Consider the following 23,538-nt stretch of genomic DNA (forward strand, 5'->3'; position numbering starts at 1 on the left):
GCCCTTCCGGCCTGTTCGGCCAGAAGCTCGTCGAGAGGATCTGAGCTATGACCGCCATAACAAGCGATTTCTCGTCCGCGCCGGTGCTGCCGAAATGGGTCGTACCGGTCCTGCTGCTCGCCTTCGCCTATGGCGTCGTGCCGCTGATCGGCTCGAGCTATCTGTTCGAAGCCATCCTGCTGCCGTTCCTGGCGCTCAGCCTCGCCGGCGTGGGCTTGAACATCCTGACCGGCTATGCCGGCCAGGTGTCGCTGGGGAGTGCCGCCTTCATGGCGGCGGGCGCCTTCGCCGCCTACAATTTCAACCTGCGCGTCGAGGGCCTGCCGCTGATCGGCAGCATCTTCCTCGCCGGCATTGTCGCCGCCGCGATCGGCATCGTCTTCGGCCTGCCGAGCCTGCGGCTGAAGGGCTTCTATCTCGCGGTCTCCACGCTTGCCGCGCAGTTCTTCGTGCAATGGGCGCTGACCAAATTCAGCTGGTTCTCCAACAACTCGGCTTCCGGCGTCATCGACGCGCCGAGGCTGTCGATCTCAGGCTTCGCTCTGGACGGCGCCATCGGCCGCTATCTCTTCGCGCTGACCATCGTCAGCGTCCTCACTTTCCTTGCCCACCGCCTGGTCTCGTCGCAGACCGGGCGCAACTTCATCGCCATCCGCGACAATGAAACCGCGGCCCGCATCATCGGCATCCCGGTGCTGAAGACCAAGCTTCTAGCCTTCGCCATCTCGTCCTTCATCATCGGCGTTGCCGGTGTTATCTGGGCCTTCGCGTATCTGCGGACCGTCGAGCCGGACGGCTTCGATCTCGATAGATCGTTCCAGATCCTGTTCATCATCATCATTGGCGGCCTGGCTTCGATACGCGGCGCCTTCTTCGGCGCCGCCCTAATCGTTGTCTTTCCGCTCGCCCTGTCTCGCCTCGGCGGTTTTCTGCTCGGCGATCTCTTCGATTCGGGCGTGCTCGACATGAGCCAGCGCATCGTGCTGGGCGCGCTCATCATCCTGTTTCTGATCCTCGAACCCGACGGGCTGGTGGCGCTGTGGGACAGGCTCCGGAGACGGCTCCTGTTCGCCTGGCAATCGACTTGAGTGACGCATCCGAAAATGAACCACATCCGAAAATGAACAAGGGGCCGAACCCAAGACGGCCAATACCCGGGAGTACCTCAATCATGACTTTCCTGAGCACAATCAAGGCGGTGGCATTGTCCGCGGCGATGATCGTGTCGGTGGCCTTGCCGGCCGCGCACGCCGACGAACAATATTTCCCGCTGCAAAGCTATCGCGTCGGGCCCTATGCGGCCGGCGGCACCGGCTTCTTCGGCGGCTTCATCGACTATCTCAACCTCATCAACATCCGCGACGGCGGCGTCAACGGCGTCAAGCTGACCTGGGACGAATGCGAGACCCAATACGAGGTCGAGCGCGGCGTCGAGTGCTACGAGCGGCAGAAGAGCCATGCCGGTGCCGCCGCCTGGAACCCGCTCTCGGTCGGCATCGCCTATGCCATGATCGACCGCATAACCGCCGACAAGGTGCCGCTGATCACAGTCAACCACGGCCGTACCGACTCCACCGACGGGCGCGTTTTCCCCTACGTCTTCCCGCTGCTGCTCAATCCCTACAGCGAGACCTCGGGCATCGTGAACTACATCGCCTCCAAGGAAGGCGGCATCGACAAGCTGAAGGGCAAGAAGATCGTCGTGCTCTACCACGGCTCGCCTTACGGCAAGGAGACCATCCCGATCTATGAATTGCTGGCGCAGAAATACGGCTTCACCGTGCAGCAGATCGAGGTGCCGCATCCCGGCAACGAGCAGCAATCGCAATGGCTGACCATCCGCCGCGCCAAGCCGGACTTCGTCGTCCTGCGCGGCTGGGGCGTGATGAACCCGGTGGCGCTTAAGACCGCGGTCAAGGTCGGCTATCCCGTCGACCATATCGTCGGCAATGTGTGGTCGAATTCGGAAGAGGACGTGATCCCGGCCGGCGACGCCGCCAAGGGCTACACCGCCATCACCACCCAGGCTTCCGGCAACTCCTATCCGGTGGTGCAGGAGATCGTGAAGACGGTCTACGGCGCCGGCAAGGGCAATCTGGAAGACAAGTCGCGCATCGGCTCGGTCTACCACAACCTCGGCATCGTCAACGGCATCCTCAATGTCGAGGCGATTCGCGTCGCGCAGGAGAAGTTCGGCCATCGCACGCTGACCGGCGACGAGGTCCGCTGGGGCTTCGAACATCTCAAGCTCGATCCGGCCAAAGTCGAGGCGCTCGGCGCCAAGGACCTGTTCCACTCGATCAATGTCAGCTGGGACAACCACGAAGGCGAAGGCTACGTGACCTTCCAGCAATGGGACGGCAAGAAGTGGAACGTCGTCTCCAACTGGATCGCGCCGGACTGGGCACTGCTGCGACCGATCATCGAGAAGTCCGCCGAAGCCTATGCGGCCGAGAAGGGCATCAAGCTGCGCACCGCCGACGACGCCGACGCGGTGACCACCAATTGATCAGCCAAAGCTGGGCGCTGCGGATCGGTTTCCCGCAGCGCCCGGCCTGTTTCGGTTCATCGAACCACGAAATGAGAGCCCATGCCGAACGATGATGTCATTCTTGCCGTGGACGCGGTCCATGCCACCTATAACCAAGCCATCACGGCGCTGCACGGCGTCAGCTTCGAACTTCGGCGCGGCAAGATCCTGGCCTTGCTCGGTGCCAATGGCGCCGGCAAGACCACGACGCTGAAGGCCGTCTCCAACCTGCTGCCGGCCGAGCGCGGGCAGGTCAACGCCGGCACCATCCGCTATGAAGGTTCGGATGTCTCGCGCCGCAAGCCGGGCGATCTCGTGCGTGCCGGCCTGGTCCAGGTGCTGGAAGGCCGCCACTGCTTCAAGAGCCTCACCGTCGAAGAAAATCTGGTCGCAGGCGGTATCGGCCGCAGCGGCAGCCGTGCCGAGATCAATGGAGATCTTGAGCGGATCTACGGATATTTCCCTCGCCTCAGGGAAAAGCGCCGGACATTGTCCGGCCTGACCTCGGGCGGCGAACAGCAGATGACCGCGATCGGCCGGGCGCTGATGTCGCGGCCGCGTCTGCTGGTCCTCGACGAACCGTCGATGGGACTCGCCCCGCTTATCGTCCAGGACATCTTCCAGAGCCTGAGAAAACTCAACCGCGAGACCGGCCTGTCGATCCTGGTCGCCGAGCAGAACTCGGCGGTCGCCCTGCGATATGCCGACCACGCCACGGTGCTCGAAAACGGCGTCTCTGTTCTCTCCGGCGCGGCTGCCGAGCTTCGCCAGCGCGAGGATGTGCGGGCCTTCTATCTCGGTCAATCGACCCCCCGGGCAACAGGCATCGCCTGCCGCCAAGCCAGCTCATCTCCATGCCGTGGCCTGAAATGAAATCCGAAGGAGCATTGAAATGACCGTTTCGACCGTCAAGACCGACCACGCTTCCGCCGCCGTGCCGCCAGTCGCGCGACCAACCGTGCCTGCGCACATCATCAAGGACGATGCTGAGGCGATTGCGATTGCCCACGCGCTCGCCGCCGAATTCGTCAAGGAGTCCTCCAAGCGCGATCGCGAGCGGATCTGGCCGGTTGCCGAACTCGATGCGTTTTCGCAAAGCGGCCTGTGGTCGATCAACGTGCCCAGAGCATTCGGTGGTCCAGAGGTGTCCTATGCGACGCTGGCGAAGGTGGTCGAGATCATATCGGCGGCGGATTCCTCGATCGGCCAGGTGGCGCAGAACCATCTCGGCGTTGTCGCCGCCATCCGCACCGTGTCCAACATCGAACAGCAGAAGCTGCTGTTCGCCGAAGCGCTGAAGGGCACCCGGTTCGGCAACGCTTTTTCGGAATTCGGCTCCAAGCGCGCCGCCGATTTCGAGACCCGCTTCACCGATGCCGGCGATCATGTGGTCGTCAACGGCCGGAAATTCTATTCGTCCGGCGCGCTGCTCGCCCATCTGGTGCCGATCGTGGCGCTCGATGAGGAGGGCCGCGCCTGGTACGCCATCGCCGACCGCGGCGCGCCCGGCCTGACGGTCATCGACGACTGGTCGAGCTTCGGTCAGCGCACGACGCTGTCCGGCACCGTCATCATCGACAACGTCAAGGTGCCGAAGACGCATCTGGTGCCCGGCTACAAGGGTTACGACAAACCGACCGCCGACGGCGCCATCTTCCAGATCATCCAGGTGGCGGTCGACACCGGTATCGCCCAGGCGGCGATCGACGAGGCGGTCAATTTCGTCAGGACCAAGAGCCGCGCCTGGATCGACAGCGGCGTCGACAATGCCTGGGACGATCCCTACACCATCCAGGCCATCGGCGATCTGACGCTGCGCCTGCACGCGGCGCAGGCGCTGCTCGAAAAAGCCGGCCTGGCAATCGACCGGGCAGTGGTCGAGCCGACCGCCGAGACGGTGGCGCATGCCCAGATCGTCACCGCCGAGGCAAAAATCCTGTCGACCGAAATTGCCATCGCCGCGACGAACAAGCTGTTCGAACTGGCGGGAACCCGCTCGACGCTGGCCGAACACAATCTCGACCGGCATTGGCGCAACGCCCGCACGCACACGCTGCACGATCCGGTGCGCTGGAAGTACTCCATCCTCGGCAAATATTTCCTCAACGGCGAAAATCCGCCGCTGCACGCCTGGAGCTGATTTCCCACCGGCGGGCGGGCGGCTCGCCACATCGAACTTCGACTATCATTTCCCAAGAGGCCCACTGCCATGTCAAACCCAACAGTCGTCGGCTTTTCCGGCAACATCACCCGGCCGTCAAAGACACGCGCCTTCGTCGATCTGGTCACCAGGGACATCGCCGCCAGCCACGGCCTGTCGGCGAGCACTTACGATATCGAGGATCTCGGTCCGTCGCTGGGAACGGCGAAATGGGCCCGCGATCTCGACGGCCAGGCGCGCACGATCCTGGAACAAATCCTCGCCGCCGATGTGCTCGTCGTCGGGTCGCCGACCTACAAGGGCAGCTATACTGGTCTGTTCAAGCATTTCTTCGACCTGATCGATCCGGCAGCGCTGCGGGGAAAGCCCATCGTGTTGACGGCGACCGGCGGTGGAGAGCGCCATGCCTTGATCGTCGAACATCAGCTGCGGCCGCTATTCGGCTTCTTCGAGGCCTTTGCGCTACCGACCGCCGTCTACGCCACCGACAAGGATTTCACCGACGGCGTGCTGCGCTCCGAGGCGATCCTGAAGCGCGCGGCGCAGGCGGTCGACGAGGTCGGCTTCGTGTTGGCCAACCGCTCGGCCGGCAGGATCGCTGCCGAATAGCCTGCCGTCATTCGCCACGATCGAAATAAGCGAGGACAGCGCCCTCGCTTACGCGCAGTTTACGACCGCCCGCTAAAAACGTTCCTGTCTGATTCGTCTGGGACAGGAACGTCATGAGCAAAGCCCTCACCTCCTTCGCACTGGTCGCCGTGCTGACCGCCTTGCTCATGGCCTTGAGCCTGGCTGTGGCCAGGCACGGCTATCCCTATGGCGCGATCGGCGTCAGGCGCCTTGACGGCATTGCCGATGCCGGTGTGTTCATCCCGATCGCCGCCGTCTATTTCTTCAGCGCGATGCTGATGATGATCCTGCCGATCAGGGCGGCCGGCATTGTCCTGACCCATGCGGCCGACGCGATTTTCTGGACCGTGATCGCGCTGTTTGCGGCGATCGTCGGCTGTCTCACCGCCAGATGGGCTTTCGGCCAGGGCAGCGCTGTGTGGGCGCTGCTCAACTGGCGGTTCCTGTTTGCCGCGGCAATCGTCGGTTGTCACTTCGTCATGAACGAGCTGCGCCGCAACGTGCTCCTGCGCAGCCTGTTTTTCGTCGTCTTCGCCGTAGCGACGCTGGCCTGCCTGTTCTGGTCGTTCACGCTCTAACCGGATCGCACAGCCGCCAGTTACTTCGCTGATCCGGCGGTGACGTTGCCGGCCGCCGTTTCCATCCATGTCCAGAGATAGGCCGCGAGACCGCGGTCGACATGGATGCGCAGCTTGCCATCATGACGACAGACGATGGCACTGATGCCGGCGAAGGAAAGTGCTGCACTTGCACCAGCCTGGTTTGGATCGAGCGTCGTCCCCCGTGCGATGAAAGCGTCGAGTGCCGTGCCCTCGACCTCGAACACCTGCAGCCTGGCGCTGATCGTCGTCACCGCAAAGCCTTTCGCGTGCCAGCCTGTCGCGATGGCGAGCGGGCTGTTCGACACGACGAGCAGCCGGTCGCGCGCCAGCCGCACCGCATAGCGGTCGCCCTGTGCCGCACCAAAGGCGCCCACGCCAGTTCCGTCGACGCCGGAAGTAGTTGGAGCGCACCACGGTGGTGTTGCGGCCGGTGTTGCCGCCGCCGATCCAGCCTTTTTCCAGCACCGCGACCCGGGCGATGTTGTGGTTCTTGGCAAGGTAGTAAGCCGTCGCCAGCCCATGGCCGCCGCCACCGATGACGATCGCGTCGTAAGACGGTTTCGGCTCGGGCGAGCGCCAGGCCGGTTGCCAACCGGTCTGGCCGGCCAAGCCCTCCTTGAGGAGCGACAATGCGGAATAGCGTCTGGTCATGGTGTGCCGGACAAGCCTGAATTTCTCGAGGTGAAGCGTATTGGTATTGTACACATATGTCTAGTATGGGCTGCAGTCTTGTGTACAAATGATGGCGCTAACGCTTGCGCGAAAGCGTCTTCTCGACGTAGCGCGAGAAGTCCTCGATATCCTTGGCCGAAGGCTCCTGGCCGGTGAAGCTGCGCAGATACGAGGCGACGTGTGTCAGGCGACTGCTCATTGGCTCGTTGAGTTCAAGCGAGTAATAGCCGATCTGCATGAAATAGAGGATGCGGGCTCGCACGAACGCGTCCTCCTCCCCATAGCCATGACGCATGAACATGTCGCGGATAGCGTTGACACGCTCCTCGTCGGCCTCATCGAGCGCGCGTCTGATGGCAGGCGAGCGGCGGGCCCAGGCCCTGATCGCGAAATCCAGCCGCGGATCGAACAGCCTTTCGTCCACCCAGCATTCGAAAATGCTCATCACCCCGCGGATGACGGTCGCGGAAGGTCGCCTGGCGCGTTCGACGATGAACCTGGTGTTGGTCTGCCGCCAGTAATCCAGCAACTGCTCGAGCAGGTCCTGCCGGCTCTTGAAATACCAGTAGAAGCTGGAACGCGACACATCGAGCTTCTGGCCAAGTGTCAGCACGCGGACGCGTTCGACGCCGTCCGAGATCAACGTTTCAAGCGCAAGCTTCAGCCAGTCTTCGCGAGTGGCCTTGATGTTGCCGGTGGCACCGGCGCGCTGAATCGTCGTTTCGAGAGCTGCCATCGACATGACGCATGACACGCTGCCTCAGGCAAATCAAGGCTATGGACAGGGGTGTACAGAGTAATCCGACCCAAGCCGAATGATGCATCGCCGATGTTAGTCGGATTGAGGCTCGATGGGGGCTCCGTCGCCACCAAGCCATCAGCGCGCGGCGCAACCAAGGGGATTTTTGTCGCGGCTGCGGGTTCAGTGTTTGCTTTCCCGCAAGGCAATTGTCTGGCAAATACCAGTTCAGACAGATGCCGCTGCGCGGCCAACCAGCAGGGAAGATAGGAACATGACGCTGTTTCGAAAGAATCTCATCGATGGCGAATGGGTCGGCGAGGCCGGTTCCCGCAACATCAACCCCTCCGATACCGGTGACATCGTCGGCGACTATGCTTCGGCGGGTGTCGAGCAGGCCAAGCAGGCGATCGCTGCGGCCAAGGCGGCGTTTCCGGCGTGGTCCCGCTCCGGTCCGCTGGCACGCCACGCGGTGCTGAAAAAGGCCTCGGACGAGATCATGGCGCGAAAGGACGAGATCGGCCGCAATCTGGCGCGTGAGGAAGGCAAGACGCTGGCCGAGGGCATCGGCGAGACCATTCGCGCCGCCCAGATTTTCGATTTCTTTGCTGGCGAAACATTGCGCCTGTCGGGCGAGGTCGTGCCAAGCGTGCGGCCGGGCGTCGGCGTCGAGATTACGCGTGAGGCGGTCGGCGTCGTCGGCATCATCACGCCGTGGAATTTCCCGATCGCCATTCCGGCCTGGAAAATCGCTCCGGCGCTGTGCCACGGCAACACCGTCGTCTTCAAGCCGGCCGAGCTGGTTCCCGAGAGCGCCTGGACCATCGTCGATATCCTGCATCGGGCAGGCCTGCCGAAGGGTGTGCTCAATCTCGTCATGGGCAAGGGTTCGGTGGTTGGTCAGGCGATGCTCGACAGTCCCGATCTCAACGCCATCACCTTCACCGGCTCAGTCGGTACCGGCAAGCGCGTCGCTGCGGCAAGCATCGAGCACATGCGCAAGTTCCAGCTTGAAATGGGCGGCAAGAACCCGCTGGTCGTGCTCGACGATGCCGATCTCGCGGTCGCCGTCGATTGCGCGCTCAATGGCGCCTTCTTCTCGACCGGCCAGCGCTGCACCGCCTCGTCCAGGCTGATTGTGACGGACGCCATTCACGACCGTTTCGTCGACGCCCTCAAGGATCGCATGAGCAAGCTGGTCATCGGCGATGCGCTCGACGCGCAGACCCAGATCGGCCCGGTCGTCGACGCGACGCAGCTGAAGCAGGACGAGGACTATATCGCCATCGGCGTCAGGGAAGGTGCCACGCTCGCCTTCGGCGGCGAGCGGCTCGACCGCAAGACGCCGGGCTTCTATCTGCGGCCGGCGCTGCTGACACAGGCCACCAACGCCATGCGCAGTTCGCGCGAGGAGATTTTCGGACCCGTCGCCAGCGTCATCCGCGTCAAGGACTACGACGAGGCGCTTTCCGTCGCCAACGACACGCCCTTCGGGCTGACGTCAGGCATCTGCACTTCAAGCCTCAAGCACGCCACGCACTTCAAGCGCAATTCGGAGGCCGGCATGGTGATGGTCAACCTGCCGACGGCGGGTGTCGACTTCCATGTTCCGTTCGGCGGCCGCAAGGGTTCCAGCTATGGCCCGCGCGAACAGGGTCGCTACGCGGCGGAATTCTACACCACGGTGAAGACCGCCTACACGTTCGCTGGCTGATCGGCCACCGGCCGATCATGCCGGGCGATCGGGCGCCGGCTGCTCGGCCGGCGAACCGCCACACATCAAGGGAGTGATCGGCGCGAAGATGACATTGCGGGACCTGACCTGGCTCAATCCGCCGCCGCAGCATTCCATCGACGGCGACAGCCTCCGTGTGCGCACCGGCAAGGAGACCGATTTCTGGCGCGAGACATTTTACGATTTCTGGCGCGACAACGGCCACTTCCTGTACCAGCAGGTCGAGGGCGATTTCACCGCTGAGGTCACCGTCAAGGGCGATTATCGGGTGCTTTACGACCAGGCCGGGTTGATGCTCCGGCTGAGCGAATCCCATTGGATCAAGGCCGGTATCGAATACACCGACGGCGTGATGTATTTTTCCGTCGTCGTTACCAACGATGCCTCCGACTGGTCGCTGGCCACCATTCCGGCTGCCCCGCACGGTGTCAGGATCCGGTTGACCCGTCACGCCGAGACGATCCGCGTCCAGTACCTCGATGCTTCCGACGGACGCTGGAAGCCGGTGCGGCTTGCCTACTTCCCGATCTCGAAAACGGTCGATGTCGGCATGATGTGCTGTTCGCCGCAACGCGAGGGTTTCGAGGTCACATTCTCCGGCTTTTCGGTCGGGCCACCGATATCGCGGGAATTGCACGACTAACACTGCCGTCGCTTCCAGCGTTAGCCCGGATATCTCACACAGTCTTTCGGCGCGAGGCTGGCGGCAGCGATTTTGCCGGCGCTTGAGCTGCGGGCAAGGGATGTCGGCCGCTTGGAGCGGGTTGGTGTGGTTCGGCGCTGTTTCCTTGCTGTTGACGGGAAGGGTGGATGGGGCCGCTCAGGCGGCGGCTGCCAAGAGCCGGGCATAGGTCAGGGCCCATTCGCGCTGGAAGGGGCAGGCTGAGTTCATGGCCAGCTTGATGCGGCGCACCGAGACGCTGACCAGGGCGCCGATCTTGAACAGCTTGAGACGGATGGTGGCGCAGCTTGCCCTGGCGAGCCGTGTGTCCACCAGGCCGATGCGGCGCAGCGCGCAAATCAGCACATAGGCCATCGAGGCGAACCAGAGCCTGAGCTGGTTGGCGCGCATGGTGGCGGCCGAGGTGCGGTCGGCGAACAGGTCGAGCTGGCATTCCTTGATGCGGTTCTCCATCTCGCCGCGGGCGCAGTAGAGGTCCTCGTAGAGGCATTGCGCCGGCCAAGCCTCGGCGTCGAGCGAGGTGACGACAAAGCGCGGATTGGCCTCGCCTTGCGTCCACTCGGCCTTGGCCACGACCCGGCGCCGGCCGCTCCAGCTCTTGCGCGTGGTCCACAGGAAGTCCTTGAAGCGGCGGGCGGGGCGGCTGGTGAGGGCACTTTCTGCCTTGGCCGCCTCCAGTTCAGCCGCGATGTGGCGGACCAGCCGAACATTGCGGGCCAGGCCGAACAGGTAGTCGACGGCGTTGGCCTCGCACCAGGCCATCAGCTCCTGACGGGCGAAGCCGGAATCGGCGCGCAGCACGATGCGGACCTTGGGCCAGCGCTCACGCAGCTGGCGCACGATGCGCTCGATCTCCTGAACCGCGCCGGCGGCCGCGTCGATGTTGGCGGGCCGCAGCTTGGCGCACAAAAGGTGATCGCCGCAGAAGATGTAGAGCGGCAGGTAGCAGTAGTTGCCATAGTAGCCGTGGAAGAACCGCCCCTCCTGGTTGCCGTGCAGGGGATCGTCCGTGGCATCCAGATCCAGCACGATCTCTTCGGGCGGGGCGGCGTGCGCACCCATGAACAAATCGACGAACAGCGCCTCGATCGCTGCTGGATCATGGCTGATCTTGTGATAGCGCGAAGGCTGCGGCCGGCTCAGCTCCAGCCGGTTGAGCGTCGACTTGCCGGCAACGGCCGCGCATTTCTTGTGACGGCGCGCCTTGAGCTTGCCGGCCAGCACCGGATCATGGCGCAACTCGTCATGGTCGTTCAGGTCCTCGTAGCCAAGCGCCAGCGCCAAGACGCGCTGACCGACCAGCGTCTTCACCTCATGCTCGATCAATGCCGGACGGCGGGCATCCACGAAGCAGCGGGCAAAGCGGCCGACCAGCCCGATCGCCCGGTCCGTCAGCCCCAGCAGAAGCGCGCCGGCATCGGAGGTGATCGTTCCACCGTCAAAACCGACTACGACGGCGCGCCTTTCAACAGGTGCAAAATCAAACCGTTCCGGTATACACTCTGTTTGCATCGGGGAATACCTCTGCTCAAGGTAAGTCTTTGTCGCAGAAGCATTTTCCTTGATTCGGAGCCCCGATGCACTTCAACTGTGTGAGATATCCGGGTTAGGCCTGAAGTCATCGCCTGGACCATGCCAGCCAGCGGCTTGCCAGATGCCTCCGAAATGAGGTGAGCCTTGTCCGCCGAAAAGCGTCGCCGGCCATCTTGATGCCTTGTGCCTGCGTAGGGAAGGGATGGATGACGTCGGCCAGCGCATGCAATCCCATGCCCGACCGGATGGCGAGCGACACCGTATTGATCATCTCGCCGGCATGGCTGGCGACGACCGTGGCACCCAGGATGCGGTCGGACCCCTCCCTGACGTGGATTTTGACAAAGCCTTCCTCCTCGCCGTCCATCACTGCACGGGCGACATCGTGCATCAGCACCGTATAGGTCTTGACCGGGATGCCGTTCTGGCGCGCCTCCACTGGATAGAGGCCGACATGGGCAATCTCCGGATCGGTGTAGGTGCACCACGGAATAACCAGTTCGCTTAGTTTTCTGCGCCCGAGAAACAGGGCATTGCGAACAACCATGTGGGCTGTCGCCTCGGCGGTATGGGTGAATTTGTATGCGAGGCAGACATCGCCAGCCGCATAGATGCGTGGATTGGTGGTTCTGAGGTAGTCGTCCACTTTGATGCCGATGGCGTCGTACGCCACCCCGGCGTCCTCCAGGTCGAGACCGTCGACATTGGGCGAACGGCCGATGCCGGTGATGATCTCGTCGACGGAAACCGTCATCGTGTCACCGTCGCGCAAAAGGTCGGCGAGCTTCTTGTCGCCTTCTGTCCGCACCGCCACCGCCTCGGTATTCAGGCGAACCTCGATCCCTTCGCGCGCCAGCGCGTCCGAAAGGATCTGAGCGGCGTCGCGTTCCTCGCCAGGCAGGAACATCGGCTCCCGCTGCACCAGGATGACCTTCGCGCCCAGCAGGCAAAAGGCCTGCGCCGCCTCGCAACCGAGCGGTCCGCCGCCAATGACCAGAAGCCGTTTCGGGCACTCTGTGAGGTCGAACATGGTTTCGTTGCTGAGATAGCCGGCCTCGGTGAGACCTGGAATCGTCGGCAGGGCCGGACGTGCGCCCGTAGCAACCAGCGCCTTTCTAAAACGCAGTGTCTTCCCGGCAACCGTGACCTCGTCCGGTCCGGAAAATCGCGCTTCGCCGAAATAGAGGTCGATGCCTGCGGAGGCCAGGCTCGCAGCCGAATCGGCGCGACTGATCCGCTGCCGGATCTGCCGCATCCGCGTCATGGCACGCTGAAAGTCGACGTGAAGATGGTCCTGCGCGTCGCCGCCAAGATTCTCGGCATCGCGCATATCGGCATAGAGCCTGGCCGTGCGAATGATCGCTTTCGAGGGGATGCAGCCGACATTGATGCAGGTGCCGCCGATCAGCCCGCGCTCGATCAGCGCGACTTTCGCACCGAGGTTTGCCGCCTCGCTGGCAGCGGTCAAGCCGGCTGGCCCGGCGCCGATGACGACAAGATTGTATGGGCCATCTGGCTCCGGGTTCTTCCAGAGCGGCGGATGGGCACCCCTGATCAGCTCAATGTCATCGCGGTCGACAGGGAAGGCGTTGGCCATGGTCGTCGGGTCACGCGACATCGCCGCCACCTGACGCCGAGCTTGCCGGCTGAGACAACCAGCCGCCGCTGAATCCGGCTCTGCCCAGGCCGCGGCGGATGTGCGGGTTGGATCGCATCAGTTCCCAGATCAGGCGCGACCGATGGTTCTCGATCATCATCACCACGATGCCCTGATCCAGCCCGTAGTGACCTTCCGACACCCAGCCGTTGCGGCCGAATTTTCGCCGGTTGGCCAATGTCGGATTGAAGCCGCTCGGCAGCCGGAAATTGTCGATCACCTCGGGGTAGCGATCCTCGAGATGGCGCAATGCCGCCAGGCAGATATCCGGCGCGAAGGGCAGCGAGGCCGGATAGGACCATGGGGCGATCGTTCCGTCATCCGGCCCGAAAGGCGCGCCGCGCGCGGCATAGCCGGAAAACCGGCGACGCTGTCGCGCTACGCTGGCACGAAAGCCGCCTGGTCCGTCGCCCGCCGAAAGTCCCCACAGGTTCTCGTCGTAGCCGCCGTAGCCGTAAGGGTTGTGGCGCGCATAGTCGCGGTGCAGATAGGTCGAGCGGCGGCTGTTTTCGAAATAGTCCGAGTTCTTCTCACGCATGAAAGCGTCGCGGATGCCGGCGAAGTCGATCCAGGCATGCGAGAACTGGTGCATGAACAGCGGACCGCCATAGAGCACGTCGTAGCCGTAGATGTTTTCCCACTGATAGGTCGCCGTCCAGCCCTCGTAGCTGTTGTCAGAGGTCGGGTTGTCTGGCGAGGCCATCGACAGCACGTAGAGGATCGTCGCTTCGTTGTAGCCTTCCCAGCCATAGTGGAGAAAGCCGCTCTTCGGCTTCCAGCCCTGCCGGAGCGTCGGGCTTGAGCCTTGCGCCCATCGCCAGTCGACGCGCCGGTAAAGCGCCTCGGCCAGTTGGCGGATTTCGGCTTCGTCGCCATTATCGTCGGAAAAATAGGCGCCTGCCACCAGCATGCCTGATATCAGCAATGCGGTATCCACCATCGACAGTTCGCAGCGCCAGACGCGCAGGCCGGTCCGCATATCGAGGAAATGGTAGTAAAAACCCTTGTGGCCGGTGACCTCGTCGCCATTGCCTTGCCGGCTGGTCGAGAAGAAACGCAGAGCGGCAAGCGTCAGCTTCACGGCCTCATCGCGCGTCATCCAGCCGCGCTCGACGCCGATCGGGTAGCAAGACAGCGCGAAGCCGACGACAGCGATGCTGGCCGGCGAATTCGGCCGCGACGTATCGGCGACCAGTCCGTTGTCGGGGCTCACGTTTTCGAGGAAGTAGTTGAAGGCGGCGCGCTGATAGCGCTCCAGAAGCTCGTCGTCGGACAGCGCGGCAGGTTCGACTTTAAGCAAAAGAAACAAGCTCCCGCCCGATGGCTGCATCCCGTGTCATGGTTCCCGGCATAGCTTCCTTGCGTCATAGTCGATTCGAAGTCTGGGACTATATACGCCCGTAAGCACCCATTCGTTGCACCGTCACGCGGAATTGAGATGCGTCCTGCCTCAGTAGGTGGCGCGGCCGCCGGAAACGTCGAACACGGCGGCCGTCGTGAACGAACACTCCTCCGAGGCGATCCAGCAGATCAGCGCCGCCACCTCGTCGACCTCGCCAAAGCGCGCCATCGGTATCTTGGACAGCATGAAGTCGATGTGCTCCTGGCTCATCTGCTTGAAGATCGCGGTGCGCACGGCGGCCGGCGTCACGCAATTGACCGTCACCTTGGTCTTGGCCAGTTCCTTGCCGAGCGACTTGGTCAGGCCGATCACCGCGGCCTTCGAGGTGCTGTAGGCGGAGGCGTTGGGATTGCCTTCCTTGCCGGCGATCGAGGCGATGTTGATGATGCGGCCATAGTCGCGCTCGAGCATGTGCGGCACGAGCGCCTTGTTGCAGTAGAAGACGCCGTTGATGTTGATGTCGATGACCTTCTGCCAGTCCTCTACCGAATAATTCCAGGCCGTCATGTTGGGGCCGGTGATCGCCGCACTGGTGACCAGGACATCGACACCGCCAAGCGCTTCTATCGTCTGCGCGGCGGCGCTTTCGACTCCCGCGGCATCGGCGACATCGATGGCAATACCGTGGAGGCCAGGGATGACAGCCTTGGCTTGCTCGATTTGGACAGGATCGCGATCCCAGACGCAGACGTGTCCACCCTCGTCGACAATTCTCTGAGCTACTGCCAGACCGATGCCGGAGGCGCCACCGGTGATCACGGCCGATCGTCCGGCAAACCGTTCCGCGAAACTCGGCATATCGTCTTCCTCCCAATCGGTAGCGAATGTGAAGTTATCGATGACCAAGTTCAAGGCGGGATCGAAGCCGCCGAACGGGATATTGGTGGGCCAGCGGAGGCAGTCGCTACCGGTGCTGGAAGAACTGCAAAAACAGTTCCCGCTCGGTGGTGATGTCGAGCTTTTCGTAGATGCGCCGGCGGTGGTTCTTGACCGTGCCGATGGCAATGCCGAGGCGCTCGGCGATGTTGGCGGTCGGATGACCGGCGAGGATCAGCTGGACAAGTTCCCGCTCGCGCAGCGACAGCCCCGGCCACAGGCTGGCCGGGATGGTCGGCTCCTGCCGGGGTGAGGCGCCGGGGCCTGTCGGCGCCGACGTTCGGGAGAAGTCGGTTCCGCGCGCCTTGATGTCGAGCGCATGCAGCGCCTCGAATACCGGCAAACGCTCATCCAGAAGTGAGATCTCGCTATCCCTGAATGAAGTGGTCGAGCGGTCGAGGAAGATACCGAGGCACCAGTCGCCGCCGTCGGCCAGCATGATGCCGACCTCGTCGCAAATTTCCGACTGGGCCAGAAAGCCGGCTATGTACTGGCCGCGCTTGGCCTCATCGTTGGCAAGCCGTTTTAGCGGCATGATGCCCAGCCTTCGTTCGCGCCGCCACGAGGCGTAGAACGGATCGAACACGTAGTAGTTGTCGAGATAGCGCCGGACCATTTCATCCGAGAAGCGCCGGTGCTTGACGAACTCGGGCGTCTGCGTCGCCGAATAGCGCGTCACGGTGACGAGGTCGTGCTCGATGTCCGCGCCGATCAGGTCGATCAGGCAGTCGACATGCCTGTCCGTGCCGGTGGCGGCGATCGCCCTGGCGAGCGGCGCCCAGATATTGCCCATGCGCATGCCCTTTTCTCGGCGATCCCAGCCCAACCGTCATTGTGTCTTTAGGCATATGGCGCAAGGCCACCCAACCAATCTAGCCTTGTTGCATCTTAGACCAGATCCCGAGGCGACCGTGACCCAACCCAACCTCACCTGTCCCATCGTCGGCAACCCTATTGTCATCGGTATCGACGCCGGCGGCACGATGACCGACACGATCCTTGTCGATCAGGACGGCCACTTCAAGATCGGCAAGTCGGCAACCACGCCGAAGAATGAAGCCGAGGGTTTTCTGGCTTCGGCAGAAGACGCGGCGGACGCATGGGGCATCTCGCTGGAATCACTGTTTTCCGGCGTCAACGTCGTGCTCTATTCCGGCACCGGCATGCTCAACACTCTGTTGTCGCGCACCGGCCGCCGGCTCGGCCTGATCACCACCAAGGGTCTCGAGGACATGATCCTGATGGGCCGCGGCCTGCAGGCCTGGGCCGACTATTCCTATGCCGACCGGCTGCATGCGGTAACCCATCACCATCCCGATCCGCTGGTGCCGCGCCGCCGCACCCATGGCGTCACCGAGCGCATCGACCAGTTCGGCGACATCGTGCTGCCGCTCTACGAACACGAAGTCTCCGCCGCCGCGAAAAAGCTGATCGGCGACAAGGTCGAGGCGATCTGCATCATGACCATCTTCTCGCACGTCAATCCGGTGCACGAGAAGCGCATCGCCGAAATCTGCCGCGCGGAGGTCGAGAAGGCCGGCGCCGACATCATCGTCTACACCAGCCACGAAGTCCGCCCGGTCATCCGCGAGCAGTCGCGGCTGAATTCGGTGCTGATCGAAGCCTACGCCACCTCGCGTGGCCGCAAGCAGCTCAAAGGCATCGAGGACGTCTCGAAGAAATACGGCTTCAAATATGGCGTGCAGACTCTGCTTTCCTTCGGCGGCCTGACCTCTATCAACCATCCGCGCCTCCATGAAACCATGATCTCCGGCCCGATCGGCGGTATCCTCGGTGCTGCCTATGTCGGCAAGCTGATCGGCAACGACTCACTGATCTGCTCGGATATGGGCGGCACCTCCTTCGACATGGGCGTCATCACGCGCGGCCAGACGCGGATCGAGAACGAGCCGCTGATGGATCGTTTCAAGCTCAATGTGCCGACGCTGCATCTAGACACCATTGGTGCGGGCGCCGGCATGATCCTCAAGGTCGACCCGCTGACCAGGAAGGTCTCGCTCGGGCCGGAAAGCGCGGGCTCCGATCCGGGTCCGATCTGCTTCGCCAGGGGCGGCACCGAACCGACCATCGCCGATTGCGACGCGATCCTCGGCCGACTCAACCCGTATTACTTTCTCGGCGGCAAAGTCGTGCTGCAGGTCGAGAAGGCACGCAAAGCCTTCGAGGAGAAATGCGCCAACGTGCTGGGAGTTGGTGTCGAAGAGGCGGCAGAGGGCATGATTGACATGCTGGAGTCCGATGCCAACAACGCGCTGCGCCGCGTCATTTCCGGCCAAGGCATCCATCCCTCCGAATTCACGCTGCTCTCCTATGGCGGCTCGGGCCCGCTGCATCTCGCCGGCTGCTCCAAGGGCATCGGCTTCAAGGACATCATCACCTTCCAGTTTGCCGCCGCCTTCTCCGCCTTCGGCTGCACGACTGCCGATTTCATGCGCCGTCATTCCGTGTCGACGCAGCACGACATCCCGTCGCGCGCCGACGAGGCGACGCTGGCCGCTTTCGGCGCCAAGGTCACAACGGTCTGGAGCGATCTGACCAAGGCGGCAGTCGACGAGATGATCGCCGACGGCCATGCGCGGGAAAAGATCAGGACCGTGCCGTTCCTGATGATGCGCTACACAGGCCAGCTCGAGGACGTCGAAGTCATGGCGCCGCTGGCTGAGGTCAATTCGGCCGATGACATGCGCAGGGTTATCGACGAGTTCGAGGCTGTCTACGCCAAGGTCAACCACCGCGTGTCGCGCTATGGTGAAGCCGGCTTCACCATCACCGAGCTTGGCCTCATCGCCACCGCCGACAAGGTCAAGCCGGTGCTGCTCAAGCGGCCGCTCGGCAAGTCGGATCCGGCAGCCGCCCACAAGGGCGTGCGCGAGGCCTATATTGCGGGGCGCTGGCACAAGGCCAATCTCTACGAGATGGATCTCCTGCAGCCCGGCCACGAAGTGATCGGCCCGGCCATCATCGAACATCCCGCCACCACGCTCGTCGTTCATCCGCAGGACCGCGTCCATGTCGATGAATGGACGCTGCTGCACTACACCCACGCTTGAGAGGCACCGCCATGTTGGACAAACCTGCTTCGGCCCTGCGCCTTCGCGAAAGACTGCTCGATTCCGAGCGGTTGATGGAAGAGACCGGCTGCTATGACGGCATCACGGAACTCACGCTACGCAACCAGGATCCGCTGAAATTCGAGACGCTGCACACCAAGCTGCGTGCCTATTGCGTCTCGGCACGCGAAATGGCGCGCCGCATTTCGGCCTCGCCCGGCGTGCGCGAAGTCGGTGAAATGGTTGTCGCCATCTACACGCCTGAGGGCGATGCCATCGCGCTGTCCAACGGCATCATGGTGCACGTCCATACGATGAGCCGCTTCATCAAATGGATGATCAAGAACAACTACGAGGAAAACCCGAAAATCCGCGAAGGCGATATCTTCGCCAACAACGATGCTTTCATCGGCACCGTGCAGGTGCCCGACGTCATGGATGTGGTGCCGATCTTCCATGAAGGCACGCTGGTCGGCTGGGCCGGCGCTGTCTGCCACGAGCTGGAAGCCGGCGGCATCACGCCCGGCGGCGACGTCTGTCTCGCGCAGGAGCGCTTCACCGAAGGCCTGTTCGTCTGCGCCGAGAAGATCGGCGAGAATGACGAGATCCGCCGCGACTACGTCATCCGCTGCGAGCGCAATCTCCGCATGCCGATCTACTGGGTGCTCGACGAGAAGGCCAAGGTCGCCTCCTGCATCGACATGCGCGAAAGCGTCAAGCAGCTGATCTCCGAGATCGGCCTCGACTACTGGATGAAGGTGTCGAAGGAGTTCATCGAGGAAGGCCGCCGCGCCCAGCTCGCCCGCACCCGCCAGCTCACCGTTCCCGGCATTTATCGCGGCCACACTTTCTACGGCCACGTCACGGCGGGAAAGCCCGGCTTCCAGCTGCTCGGCGATCCCGACTGGCTCTACAACATCCCGATCGAGATGGAGATCACATCAGACGGCAAGATCACCATGGACTTCGAAGGCACGCAGCCCTGGGGCTACCATTCGATGAACTGCACGCCGGCCGGCATGGATGGCGGCATGTTCGTGACGCTGACCCAGCACATGAATTTCGAGGGCCTGGTCAATGACGGCGCCTGGATGGCGACCGAACTGAAATTGCCGCACGGCACCTGGACCAACCCCGACAATGAGATGGTGGCGACGGCCACCTCATGGGCACTCCTGCTGCCGGCCTATGGCGTTTTCCAGCGGCTGCTGTCGCGCAGCTTCGTGGCACGCGGCTATGTCGAGGAAGCCTTCGTCGGCCAGGTCAACAGCCCGATGATCGAGATGGGTGGCGAAAGCCAGTACGGCACGCCGTTCGGCATGGCGCATTTCGAATGCGCCGCCGCCGGTTCCGGCGCGCTCGCCATCAAGGACGGTCTCGACACCGCCTATGTCGGCTGGAACCCGGAATCCGACATGGGCAACATCGAGGTTTGGGAACAGTCGATGCCGATGGTCTATATCGGCCGCTCGATCGTCCCGAACTCCGGCGGTGCCGGCAAATATCGCGGCGGCTGCTCGTTCGTCTCGACTTGGCTGATCAACAAGACCTCGCATCTCAGGCTCCACACCTCGGAACATTCCTCGCGCGTCTTTGACAATGGCGGCATGTGCGGCGGCTATCCCGCGCCGACCTGCCAGAAGCATCGCGCCGTACGCAACTCCAACATCCATGAACTGGCGGCAAAAGGCGAACCGCTGGCGCATGCGCCCGGCATCGATCCATACGTCTCGGACTATGAGAAGAACATCGGCGGCGACCATGCCGTGGTCGAGGGTCCCTATATCACCGCGCCACACAAGGAAGGCGACATCTTCAGCCATTCCTACAATGGCGGCGGCGGCTATGGCGACGTGCTGGAGCGCGATCCGATCAAGACGGCATGGGATGTCGAGAACGGGTTTCTGACCCGCGAGGCGGCGGACCAGGTTTTCGGTATCATGCTGAAGGACGATGAAGACGGCTATCCCGTTGCCGACATCGATGCCACGGCGAAGCGCCGTGCCGCCATGCGCAAGCAGCGCCTGGCCAAGGCGATCCCGGTAGCCGACTGGATCGCCTCAGAGCGTGGCCGTGTCGAGAAGGCCGACTTCGCCCCGGAAGTGAAGAAAATGTACGCCAGCGCGATCAAGCTGTCCTCGCGCTTCACTAGGGATTTCAGTGAGTTCTGGAACGTCGACGCCAGATCGATCTTCATGCCGGGAGCTAAGCCATGACCTCGTACAGCAAGGAAGTTATCCGCGATCTGGCAGCCGGCCAGCTGCCCTGGCCGCAAACCCGGCGCATTATGAGCGCCTACAAGGACGACGACCGCTTCTTCAAGATGGTCGCCGTCTATCAGGACCGTGTTGCCTGGAAGGATCCGATCCTGCTGCCGGTCTCGGATCACCTGTTCATCTGCCAGAGCGGCGATGAGCGGATCACTCGTTGCGAGTGCGGCCATTCCTTCGGCGACTATCGCAAGAACTGGAAGCTCAACGCTGCTATTCATGTCCGCAACACCGAGGAGGCGCTGCGTGAAATCTATCCCAACAGCGATCTTCCCGATCCCGAATGGATGGAAATCCGCGAGTTCATCTGCCCTGAGTGCGGCACGCTGCACGAGGTGGAAGCGGCCGCACCCGGCTATCCCATCGTGCATGATTTCGAACCCGACCTCGAAGGCTTTTACCGCGAATGGCTGGGCAAGCCGCTGCAGGGAACATGAATGGTTGTCGCTGCCTTCGAGTGTGATTGCCAAATCCGGCCAGGCCTGATTGCCTACCCGGAACAGAGCGGAGACCACGCGCCATGAAGAACCTTTCGGGCCGCGGGGCCATCATCACCGGTGGGTTTTCAGGCATGGGCTTTGCCATTGCGACGGCAATGGCCGAAGCCGGCGCCAATGTCGCCGTCGGCTCCTACATCGCGCCCGCCGGCGCTGACAGATCCGATGCCGCCTACTATCCCGGCGCGGACGAGATCGAGCGTGTGCGTTCAGCCCTTGCCGTCCATGGCACCAAGGTCCACGCCGCCCATCTCGACGTGCGCGACAGCGACGTCACCAACCGTTTCGCGGCGGACGCCGAAGCGGCCATCGGACCGGCCGACATTCTGGTCAACGCCGCCGGCACCACCGCCGAGCAACCGGTCTGCGGCCATTCCGACGCGTTGTGGGACAAGATCGTCGACACCAACCTGACCGGCGCCTTCCGCGTCACGCGTGCCGTGCTGCCGGGCATGATCGAGCGCGGCTGGGGCCGCATCGTCAACATCGGCTCGACGGCGGCCTCGGTCGGCTGGAAGGACAACCCTGCCTACTGTGCTTCCAAGGCCGGTCTTCTCGGCCTGACCCGCTGCGTGGCGCTGGAAGGTGCGGCGCACGGCGTCACCTGCGTCATGATCAGCCCGACCTGGGTCGAGACCGAGCTGATGCGCCGCAATGTGGCGCAGGTCGTCGAGCGTGAGGGCAAGGGGCGCACGCCAGAAGATGCGATGGCCGAAATCGCCAGGGGCAATCCGCAGCAGCGCATGCTGCAGCCGCAGGAGATCGCGGCACTGGCGGTCTTCCTGTGCTCTGATCTGGCCAAGGGCATCACCATGGAAAACATACAGATCACCGGCGGAGCACTGTGGTAGCGCCCACCCTCCGCGTTTCGCACAGGCTGTAAGACAAGGTGACCGGATTTGCCATTGAGCGCCGGGCGCGATAGGTTATATTGCACTGCACAATGGAGACGCCGTTTATTGCACGCCCATGTTTGCGAAAATTCCGGCCGGCTCATGGCTTGCCGGCCGTGGGTCGTGTCGGCGGGACTCTGAGATGAAGATACCAAAGTCCCTGCTGGTCGATCCCGAGAGGAACTCGGTCTATGGCGCCTTTGCCGTAGCCGTCTCGATCTGGGCGTTTTCCTACTCCGTCATTTTCGGCCAGGTGCTGATCCTCGCCTACTATGCGGTTTGGCTTCCGCTCATCCTGGTCGATTACCGGCGGTTCCTGCGCCAGCTGTCCAGCGCCTGGCTGCCGCTGCTGTTTGCCGCCTATGTCTGCTCCTCCGTCTTCTGGTCGCAGGCGCCCGGCGTCACGGTGAGAACGGCCATCCAGTATTTTTCCCATATAGCCTGCGCCTACGTCGCTGCGCGCACCGTCAGCGTGCGCACGTTGACGATCGGTGCCCTGATCGGGATATTCGTCGTCCTGCTCTATTCGCTGAAGGTCGCGAACTATTCCGAGGACGTTCTCGACGGCACCGTCAACTTCGTCGGCGCCTTCGCCTCCAAGAACCAGATCGGCTTTGTCGGTTCGCTCGGCATCTATTTCTGCGCCGTCTTCCTTGCCTTTTACAGGCGCGGCCGGCTGAGCTTCCTCCTGGCGGTGCCTATCGTGCTGCTGTCGGCCTATGTGTTGGTCGTCTCGCATTCGGCGACCTCGATGGCCTCGATACCGGCGGTTCTGGCGCTGGTGGCGCTTCTAGCGATGAGCAAACTTCTGTCACGCCGCTACCGCCGGGTGATTTTCCTGATCGGCGCCGGCCTGCTGGTCGTCGTTGCCTTTGTCGCCTTGAATCTCGGGCTGATGGACTTCGTCCTCGGCCTCTTCGGCAAGGATTCGACGCTCACCGGGCGGACCTATCTGTGGGAGCAGGGCTGGAATGCCGTGCAGAAATCGCCGATTCTCGGTGTTGGCTATGCCGCCTATTGGGTGCAGGGCTTCGCCGAAGCCGAGCGGCTTTGGAACGAATTCTACATCACCACCCGCACCGGCTTCCACTTTCACAATACCTATATCGAGGCTCTCGTCGAACTCGGCTTCGTCGGAGCGACACTGGTATCGCTGATCATGCTGCGCACGCTCTACGGCCATGTTTCGGCGGTGATCTTCAGGACATGGCAGGCGGATTCGGTGATCCTCTTCGGCGTGATGGTGCTGCTGCTGATCCGCTCCTTCGTCGAGGTCGAGATACTTAACCCCTACATCATGGGCTCGTTCCTGATGTATTTCAGCTTCTTCAAGCTGGCGCGGCTGCCCGTTACCCGCACGCGGCGGTCGCAGGTCCTGGAGCAGGCGGAGGCCAGGGGAGAAGCTGACTGGCCCCGGCATGCCGGCCGTCCGGCGGCCGCCGATCCGTCATGACCTATCAACTCGCGGGCTGAGGCCAGAGCACGGGAAGCCTCCGCCCGGCTTGCGTGACGCCTAATGCATGTCGCCCAAAAGTGGCTCCGGCAACGACGTGCATAAAAAACAAAGCCTAAAGCCCGTCGACTGAAT

Annotated in this window: 20 protein-coding genes; 13 read left to right on the forward strand and 7 right to left on the reverse strand. The window is 62.9% G+C overall.

The features are described 5' to 3' along the window. Positions 1-47: 47 nt before the first annotated feature. The 6 genes from NKJ06_RS17925 (at position 48) to NKJ06_RS17950 (ending at position 5,899) form a co-directional block, all read left to right on the forward strand. A complete protein-coding gene (locus tag NKJ06_RS17925; RefSeq protein ID WP_352628196.1) occupies positions 48-1,088 on the forward strand; it encodes a branched-chain amino acid ABC transporter permease in 1,041 nt (346 codons plus the stop codon). 83 nt (positions 1,089-1,171) lie between these two features. Beyond that, positions 1,172-2,509 carry an ABC transporter substrate-binding protein gene (locus tag NKJ06_RS17930; RefSeq protein ID WP_352628195.1) on the forward strand — a complete coding sequence of 446 codons (1,338 nt, stop codon included), beginning with the start codon at positions 1,172-1,174 and terminating at the stop codon, positions 2,507-2,509. Positions 2,510-2,590: 81 nt separating this feature from the next. Beyond that, entirely contained in the window at positions 2,591-3,403 is an 813-nt protein-coding gene (locus tag NKJ06_RS17935; protein ID WP_352628194.1) for an ABC transporter ATP-binding protein, read from the forward strand. A 19-nt stretch (positions 3,404-3,422) separates the two neighbouring features. Next, positions 3,423-4,670: an SfnB family sulfur acquisition oxidoreductase gene (locus NKJ06_RS17940; protein ID WP_352628193.1), complete on the forward strand. Its 1,248-nt coding sequence runs from the start codon at positions 3,423-3,425 to the stop codon at positions 4,668-4,670. A gap of 69 nt (positions 4,671-4,739) precedes the next feature. After that, on the forward strand, positions 4,740-5,300 hold the full coding sequence (gene msuE, locus NKJ06_RS17945; RefSeq protein WP_352628191.1) for an FMN reductase: 561 nt from the start codon (positions 4,740-4,742) through the stop codon (positions 5,298-5,300). Between the two features lie 113 nt (positions 5,301-5,413). Next, on the forward strand, positions 5,414-5,899 hold the full coding sequence (locus NKJ06_RS17950) for a hypothetical protein (protein WP_352810329.1): 486 nt from the start codon (positions 5,414-5,416) through the stop codon (positions 5,897-5,899). A 120-nt stretch (positions 5,900-6,019) separates the two neighbouring features. Here the strand turns inward: NKJ06_RS17950 and NKJ06_RS17955 are convergent, their stop codons facing one another. Both NKJ06_RS17955 and NKJ06_RS17960 read right to left on the reverse strand, forming a co-directional pair. Next, positions 6,020-6,574 (reverse strand): FAD-dependent oxidoreductase, encoded by a 555-nt coding sequence (locus NKJ06_RS17955; RefSeq protein ID WP_352810330.1) that lies wholly within the window; start codon positions 6,572-6,574, stop codon positions 6,020-6,022. Positions 6,575-6,671: 97 nt separating this feature from the next. Beyond that, a complete protein-coding gene (locus NKJ06_RS17960) occupies positions 6,672-7,331 on the reverse strand; it encodes a TetR/AcrR family transcriptional regulator (RefSeq protein WP_352628186.1) in 660 nt (219 codons plus the stop codon). A 277-nt stretch (positions 7,332-7,608) separates the two neighbouring features. On the opposite strand from NKJ06_RS17960, the gene NKJ06_RS17965 reads away from it, so the two are divergent. Beyond that, complete coding sequence (locus tag NKJ06_RS17965; protein ID WP_352810331.1) at positions 7,609-9,048, forward strand: aldehyde dehydrogenase family protein; 1,440 nt, start codon at positions 7,609-7,611, stop codon at positions 9,046-9,048. A gap of 88 nt (positions 9,049-9,136) precedes the next feature. Next, positions 9,137-9,712, forward strand: a complete 576-nt coding sequence (locus NKJ06_RS17970) for a DUF1349 domain-containing protein (protein ID WP_352810332.1) — start codon at positions 9,137-9,139, stop codon at positions 9,710-9,712. Between the two features lie 177 nt (positions 9,713-9,889). Here NKJ06_RS17970 and NKJ06_RS17975 read toward each other — a convergent pair whose 3' ends face one another. The 5 genes from NKJ06_RS17975 to NKJ06_RS17995 all read right to left on the reverse strand — a co-directional run bounded on the left by NKJ06_RS17975 (position 9,890) and on the right by NKJ06_RS17995 (position 16,018). Beyond that, positions 9,890-11,263 carry an IS1380 family transposase gene (locus tag NKJ06_RS17975; protein ID WP_352810333.1) on the reverse strand — a complete coding sequence of 458 codons (1,374 nt, stop codon included), beginning with the start codon at positions 11,261-11,263 and terminating at the stop codon, positions 9,890-9,892. A 106-nt stretch (positions 11,264-11,369) separates the two neighbouring features. Continuing rightward, positions 11,370-12,902, reverse strand: coding sequence for a mercuric reductase (locus NKJ06_RS17980; RefSeq protein ID WP_352810335.1), 1,533 nt, complete (start codon positions 12,900-12,902; stop codon positions 11,370-11,372). Continuing rightward, positions 12,892-14,241, reverse strand: a complete 1,350-nt coding sequence (locus NKJ06_RS17985; RefSeq protein ID WP_352810337.1) for a glucoamylase family protein — start codon at positions 14,239-14,241, stop codon at positions 12,892-12,894. Before NKJ06_RS17985 ends, NKJ06_RS17980 begins: the two co-directional genes overlap by 11 nt. A gap of 150 nt (positions 14,242-14,391) precedes the next feature. Continuing rightward, positions 14,392-15,141 carry an SDR family NAD(P)-dependent oxidoreductase gene (locus NKJ06_RS17990; RefSeq protein WP_352810338.1) on the reverse strand — a complete coding sequence of 250 codons (750 nt, stop codon included), beginning with the start codon at positions 15,139-15,141 and terminating at the stop codon, positions 14,392-14,394. A 106-nt stretch (positions 15,142-15,247) separates the two neighbouring features. After that, a complete protein-coding gene (locus NKJ06_RS17995; protein WP_352628180.1) occupies positions 15,248-16,018 on the reverse strand; it encodes a helix-turn-helix transcriptional regulator in 771 nt (256 codons plus the stop codon). A gap of 112 nt (positions 16,019-16,130) precedes the next feature. Between NKJ06_RS17995 and NKJ06_RS18000 the strand changes: the two genes are divergently transcribed. The 5 genes from NKJ06_RS18000 to NKJ06_RS18020 all read left to right on the forward strand — a co-directional run bounded on the left by NKJ06_RS18000 (position 16,131) and on the right by NKJ06_RS18020 (position 23,403). Then, positions 16,131-18,290 (forward strand): hydantoinase/oxoprolinase family protein, encoded by a 2,160-nt coding sequence (locus NKJ06_RS18000; protein WP_352810339.1) that lies wholly within the window; start codon positions 16,131-16,133, stop codon positions 18,288-18,290. 11 nt (positions 18,291-18,301) lie between these two features. Next, entirely contained in the window at positions 18,302-20,506 is a 2,205-nt protein-coding gene (locus NKJ06_RS18005; RefSeq protein WP_352810341.1) for a hydantoinase B/oxoprolinase family protein, read from the forward strand. Beyond that, positions 20,503-20,997 carry an acetone carboxylase subunit gamma gene (locus NKJ06_RS18010; RefSeq protein ID WP_352628177.1) on the forward strand — a complete coding sequence of 165 codons (495 nt, stop codon included), beginning with the start codon at positions 20,503-20,505 and terminating at the stop codon, positions 20,995-20,997. The genes NKJ06_RS18005 and NKJ06_RS18010 overlap by 4 nt, the downstream gene beginning before the upstream one ends. An 83-nt stretch (positions 20,998-21,080) precedes the next feature. Continuing rightward, on the forward strand, positions 21,081-21,908 hold the full coding sequence (locus NKJ06_RS18015) for an SDR family NAD(P)-dependent oxidoreductase (protein ID WP_352628176.1): 828 nt from the start codon (positions 21,081-21,083) through the stop codon (positions 21,906-21,908). 184 nt (positions 21,909-22,092) lie between these two features. Then, entirely contained in the window at positions 22,093-23,403 is a 1,311-nt protein-coding gene (locus tag NKJ06_RS18020; protein ID WP_352628175.1) for an O-antigen ligase family protein, read from the forward strand. Positions 23,404-23,538 lie beyond the last annotated feature (135 nt).

It is taken from the genome of Mesorhizobium sp. M0293, assembly GCF_040321735.1.
In the GTDB taxonomy this organism is placed as follows: domain Bacteria; phylum Pseudomonadota; class Alphaproteobacteria; order Rhizobiales; family Rhizobiaceae; genus Mesorhizobium.

What these genes read in the sequence shown, in the direction of transcription:
- NKJ06_RS17925 (WP_352628196.1), top strand. Translation starts at nt 48, where the DNA reads ATGACCGCCATAACAAGCGATTTCTCGTCCGCGCCGGTGCTGCCGAAA.
- NKJ06_RS17930 (WP_352628195.1), top strand. Translation starts at nt 1,172, where the DNA reads ATGACTTTCCTGAGCACAATCAAGGCGGTGGCATTGTCCGCGGCGATG.
- NKJ06_RS17935 (WP_352628194.1), top strand. Translation starts at nt 2,591, where the DNA reads ATGCCGAACGATGATGTCATTCTTGCCGTGGACGCGGTCCATGCCACC.
- NKJ06_RS17940 (WP_352628193.1), top strand. Translation starts at nt 3,423, where the DNA reads ATGACCGTTTCGACCGTCAAGACCGACCACGCTTCCGCCGCCGTGCCG.
- msuE (WP_352628191.1), top strand. Translation starts at nt 4,740, where the DNA reads ATGTCAAACCCAACAGTCGTCGGCTTTTCCGGCAACATCACCCGGCCG.
- NKJ06_RS17950 (WP_352810329.1), top strand. Translation starts at nt 5,414, where the DNA reads ATGAGCAAAGCCCTCACCTCCTTCGCACTGGTCGCCGTGCTGACCGCC.
- NKJ06_RS17955 (WP_352810330.1), bottom strand. Translation starts at nt 6,574, where the DNA reads ATGACCAGACGCTATTCCGCATTGTCGCTCCTCAAGGAGGGCTTGGCC.
- NKJ06_RS17960 (WP_352628186.1), bottom strand. Translation starts at nt 7,331, where the DNA reads ATGGCAGCTCTCGAAACGACGATTCAGCGCGCCGGTGCCACCGGCAAC.
- NKJ06_RS17965 (WP_352810331.1), top strand. Translation starts at nt 7,609, where the DNA reads ATGACGCTGTTTCGAAAGAATCTCATCGATGGCGAATGGGTCGGCGAG.
- NKJ06_RS17970 (WP_352810332.1), top strand. Translation starts at nt 9,137, where the DNA reads ATGACATTGCGGGACCTGACCTGGCTCAATCCGCCGCCGCAGCATTCC.
- NKJ06_RS17975 (WP_352810333.1), bottom strand. Translation starts at nt 11,263, where the DNA reads ATGCAAACAGAGTGTATACCGGAACGGTTTGATTTTGCACCTGTTGAA.
- NKJ06_RS17980 (WP_352810335.1), bottom strand. Translation starts at nt 12,902, where the DNA reads ATGTCGCGTGACCCGACGACCATGGCCAACGCCTTCCCTGTCGACCGC.
- NKJ06_RS17990 (WP_352810338.1), bottom strand. Translation starts at nt 15,141, where the DNA reads ATGCCGAGTTTCGCGGAACGGTTTGCCGGACGATCGGCCGTGATCACC.
- NKJ06_RS17995 (WP_352628180.1), bottom strand. Translation starts at nt 16,018, where the DNA reads ATGCGCATGGGCAATATCTGGGCGCCGCTCGCCAGGGCGATCGCCGCC.
- NKJ06_RS18005 (WP_352810341.1), top strand. Translation starts at nt 18,302, where the DNA reads ATGTTGGACAAACCTGCTTCGGCCCTGCGCCTTCGCGAAAGACTGCTC.
- NKJ06_RS18010 (WP_352628177.1), top strand. Translation starts at nt 20,503, where the DNA reads ATGACCTCGTACAGCAAGGAAGTTATCCGCGATCTGGCAGCCGGCCAG.
- NKJ06_RS18015 (WP_352628176.1), top strand. Translation starts at nt 21,081, where the DNA reads ATGAAGAACCTTTCGGGCCGCGGGGCCATCATCACCGGTGGGTTTTCA.
- NKJ06_RS18020 (WP_352628175.1), top strand. Translation starts at nt 22,093, where the DNA reads ATGAAGATACCAAAGTCCCTGCTGGTCGATCCCGAGAGGAACTCGGTC.